The sequence below is a fragment of the Candidatus Cloacimonadota bacterium genome (assembly GCA_020532355.1).
Taxonomy (GTDB): Bacteria; Cloacimonadota; Cloacimonadia; order Cloacimonadales; family Cloacimonadaceae; genus UBA5456.
The window spans coordinates 1-4,341 of the sequence record JAJBBD010000256.1 but is presented as its reverse complement, the minus strand read 5'-3'; the positions used below and the strand labels follow the sequence as shown (position 1 = coordinate 4,341).

5 protein-coding genes are annotated in these 4,341 nt (G+C 43.5%); all 5 read left to right on the top strand.

Annotated features, from left to right (window positions below; translation table 11 throughout):
• Positions 1–249 precede the first annotated feature (249 nt).
• Positions 250–1,506, top strand: a complete 1,257-nt coding sequence (gene wecB, locus LHW48_08935; protein MCB5260574.1) for a UDP-N-acetylglucosamine 2-epimerase (non-hydrolyzing) — start codon at positions 250–252, stop codon at positions 1,504–1,506.
• A gap of 10 nt (positions 1,507–1,516) precedes the next feature.
• A complete protein-coding gene (locus tag LHW48_08930) occupies positions 1,517–1,771 on the top strand; it encodes a DUF4258 domain-containing protein (GenBank protein ID MCB5260573.1) in 255 nt (84 codons plus the stop codon).
• Between the two features lie 122 nt (positions 1,772–1,893).
• Entirely contained in the window at positions 1,894–2,088 is a 195-nt protein-coding gene (locus LHW48_08925; GenBank protein MCB5260572.1) for a DUF2283 domain-containing protein, read from the top strand.
• 961 nt (positions 2,089–3,049) lie between these two features.
• Entirely contained in the window at positions 3,050–3,634 is a 585-nt protein-coding gene (locus LHW48_08920; protein MCB5260571.1) for a putative DNA binding domain-containing protein, read from the top strand.
• Between the two features lie 21 nt (positions 3,635–3,655).
• Entirely contained in the window at positions 3,656–3,994 is a 339-nt protein-coding gene (locus tag LHW48_08915; GenBank protein MCB5260570.1) for an HTH domain-containing protein, read from the top strand.
• Positions 3,995–4,341 lie beyond the last annotated feature (347 nt).

Here is a 4,341-nt window from a genome sequence, read left to right as displayed (position 1 = left end):
TTGCAACGAGAGGTTTTCTTCCACTCGTCTTTGACGAGTTATAAACCTAAAACAAGGAGATACAACTAACATATCCCCCACTTAATCCACGATGGTCATCGGGAGGGGGCAATTCAACCGCTCATAACCCATTTTCTCATTGTTTCCATTAACCCAACACCCCATTTTTCCATCCCGATAAGCATCGGGACCATCAATCCAAAACAATTATCTTTAGTCCAAAATTTTGAATCCAAAAATCACAATAAAATGAAAATCATTTCCGTAGTAGGCGCACGCCCCAACTTTATGAAGATAGCTCCGTTCATAAAATCCATTCACGAAGTGAATACCGCTTTCTCTCCCTCTTTAGGGGGAGATGCCCGCGTAAGGCCTGCGGGGAGGCCGGCAGAGGGGGTAAGCCATCAGCCAGAAGCCAACAACCAAGAGCCAATAAACCACCTTCTCGTCCATACTGGTCAACATTACGATGTGCGTATGAGCGAGTCTTTTTTTGAATCGCTGGGCATCCCCAGCCCCGATATCAACCTAGAAATTGGCTCCGGAAGCCATGCTCAACAAGTGGGCAACACTATGATCGCCTTTGAAAAGGTATGTCAGGATGAAAAACCCGACTGGGTAGTTGTAGTAGGCGATGTAAATGCAACCCTCGCCTGTTCGGTTACTGCCAAAAAACTCAACATTAAAGTCTGCCACATCGAAGCCGGCCTTCGTAGTGGCGATATGACCATGCCCGAGGAGATCAACCGCTTGGTAACCGACCGCCTCAGCGACCTGCTCCTCACACCCGACAAACTCTCCATCGAAAACCTCCGCAACGAGGGCACGGCCGAATCGCGCATCCAATTCGTGGGCAACATCATGATCGACACCCTCGAAGCCAACCGCGAAAAAGCCTCGGCATTGCACCTTGAAGATATTTTCAAGCAAAACATAGCTAGCGGCTGTACCCTGCCCACAATTATACCGGGAGATGGCACCTATGCCGTTATGACCCTGCACCGCCCTTCCAATGTCGATTCCAAAGAAGTATTTGAGCCACTCATCAACTTCCTTTTAAGCGAGGTAACCGGCGACCACCCGCTTATATGGCCCATCCACCCCCGGGCACGCAAACAATTAGAGAAATTTGGCTTGCTTGAAAAAGTCATCAACCACCCCGGCGTAATACTGCTTGAGCCCGTGGGTTACCACGAAATGCTGCGCCTGAACATGGGAGCCCGCATCATGCTCACCGATAGCGGCGGCCTGCAGGAAGAATGCTGCGTATTGGGCACGCCCTGCCTCACCCTGCGCTGGAACACCGAGCGCCCCGTAACCCTTCGCGAACATGGAGGGGCAAGCGTGTTGGTGGGCAACAACGTAGAGCGCATCCGCAACGAGTACAAACAAACCCTGTCCATGAACCGCCAACCCTCACGCCCCGAACTGTGGGACGGCCACACCGCCCAACGCTGCGTAGAGGCCATTGTGAATTACAAAGAAGAACAACAGCAACCCACATAACAAAAACAAAATGCATTTTAAATTTTCTAAACATGCCTTAATGCAAATGGAACGACGGGGTATAAAAAAAGAACTTGTAGAAAAAATCATTCACAATCCCGACAAGATTATAAAGCAGGATAAAGAGCTACGAATATATTCAAAGCTTGTAAATGAACTTGTAAATGAATCATCAAAGGATTATCTTTACAGAGTTTTTATGAATGATTTGAAAGAACCAAAATTAGTGGTAACTGTGTATGAAACCATTTATAAAAAAGAATAGGCTATTTAATTTTTTTTTATAATGGTGAATGCCGATACATAAAAACAAAGACATTTTTGAATTTATGAAAAAAATGGCTCATGTTTTTAGTAATCGGTATAAAACATCAAAAACACAAAAGTATGGTTATTAGATATGAAAAGGAATTAGATATAATGTATATCAAGCTTTCGGAAGGCAAAGTAGCTGAAAGTGATGAGGAGAAACCGGGCCTGATTTTCGATTACGACGAATCGGGTAACATCATGGGAATTGAGATTTTAAATGCATCTCAAAAAGTCAACCTGCCCAATGGAGTACAATACGAAGTAGCATAATACACCGCTCAATTTTAAAAAAGAAAAACAGCAAAAAATAAGCACACACCCCAAAGCGAGCCACCCCGGTTCGCTTTTTTGTTTTTCCCCACCTAAGCCAAAGTTTTGAACTTTGGAAAAGGTTACACCAACGTAGCACGGACATTCCTGTCTGCGAACCAACACCTTTAAACCCTTTAGAAAATGGTTTTCCTATTAGCGCTTCGCACCTACGCAATACACCCCTCATAGCGCGAGGTTTGCAACTCGTGCTAAACAAAACAACGCCCTACCATTACGGCCGAAACAACGCCCCAACTTTTATCAACGCCCTACCGCGGCCGTTTTTAAAATGCTAACGCATTTTACCCGGGGCTTTTTCGCTATTCGCTCAATCACCCCTACCTGTCCCAATTTTTCGGGAGGCTATTGCTTTCGCCCCTTTGGGGCTTTTCTTAAATAACACACAACCTTTTTCGTAGGGCTTCGCCCCACGCTAATGCTTTAAGGCCTGCCTGCCAAAGCTTAAGCGTAGGCAGGCCGTTGGCCTTCCCCATTAACCCAATACCCCATCACCCCATTTTTCCATCCCGATAATCATCGGGACCATCATTCCATCAATCCATCATTCCATTTTTCCATTATTCCATCACTCCATCCCGACAATCATCGGAACCATCAATCCATCAATCCATCATTCCATTTTTCCATTATTCCATTATTCCATTATTCCATTATTCCCCCTCATAGCGCGAGGTTTGCAACTCGTGCTAAACAAAACAACGCCCTACCATTACGGCCGCAACAACACCCCAACTTTTATCAACGCCCTACCGCGGCCGTTTTTAAAATGCTGGCGCATTTTACCCCGGGGTTATGCTTCGACTAGCTCAGCAACCGCCGGGGCAATTGAATCGCTCCGCACCCACTGGTTAAATGAAAATTAACAACTAACTTTGCCTTAGATAAAAAACTAATATCAATGTTAAACTTTCAAAATATAGTTCAAGCAGGAGAAGGACTTCATTCAGAGTTTAAAACATCATTCAAAGAAGATGTTATAGAAACACTTGTTGCCTTTTCGAATGCAAAGGGTGGGACTGTATATGTTGGAATTACGGACAAAGGCGATATTTCCGGCGTAAATATTGGTAAAGAAACACTTCAAAACTGGATAAATGAGGTGAAAAATAAAACAATGCCCCAAATTATCCCCGATGCTGAAATCCATACCGTTAATGGGAAGGAAATAGTATCATTTTGTGTATCGGAATATCCCGTAAAACCGGTATCAACCAGGGGTAGATATTACAAGCGAGTGGGTAACTCGAACCATTTGCTATCGGTTAACGAGGTTTCGAACATGCACCTCCAAACCATAAATTCCAGCTGGGATTATTATCCGCGCCCGGGAAAAACATTGAATGACATATCAATTGAGAAAGTTGAGAAGGTGATGCAAATTAACGACCATATCCTGTTTTTCAACCCCGGTGGCTTACCCGATTCTATTTCCATTGAACAGCTATTGACAAACAACTATGTATCAACGCCACGTAACCGCTAAATAGCTAAGATTGTGAAAGAAATGGGTTGGATCGAAAAATATGGAACCGGAATAAAACGTGTACGCAACATGTTTGTTGAATATGGTCTGAAACAGCCACTTTTTGAAATTATTCCAGGTGGTTTTGGTGCTACTGTTTTCGCAAAAAATAATAATGTCGTAGATAATGTCGTAGATAAGCGACTCAAAAGAATCTTAAGCCTGTTAGTAGAGAATAACAAATTATCGGCAAAAGAACTATCCTTAAACTTTGACGTTTCAAGCAGGACAATTCAGCGAGACATAGAAAAACTAAAGGAAGCTAAAAAACTTGAACGGGTTGGCAGTGAGAAAGATGGTCATTGGAAAATAAGTAAATAAAACAGCGATTTTGCACCCATTAAACAAATTTTCACGAATTACGAATGATATCTGCGCATGAATCGTGTATAAACCCGCTTTATGAAACCCGGGGTGGCATCAGCCATCCACGTGTTGAAAAAGCGCTCTACCTTATATTCTACTGCGTCAGGGCGTTGCACCTCATCACAAAATAAAATGAAGCGGGATGACTGACGATGCAGTAACCTCAATCCTGTAACCCTCCAGACCTCGTATGTTTGCTTCGTGTAAGTAGAATTGTAAAAAATGAGATATTTATAGTTTCAAAATAAGTAACGAAAGAAGATACAGGAATAGCAGGGAGACCTAGATAACAAATGTATATC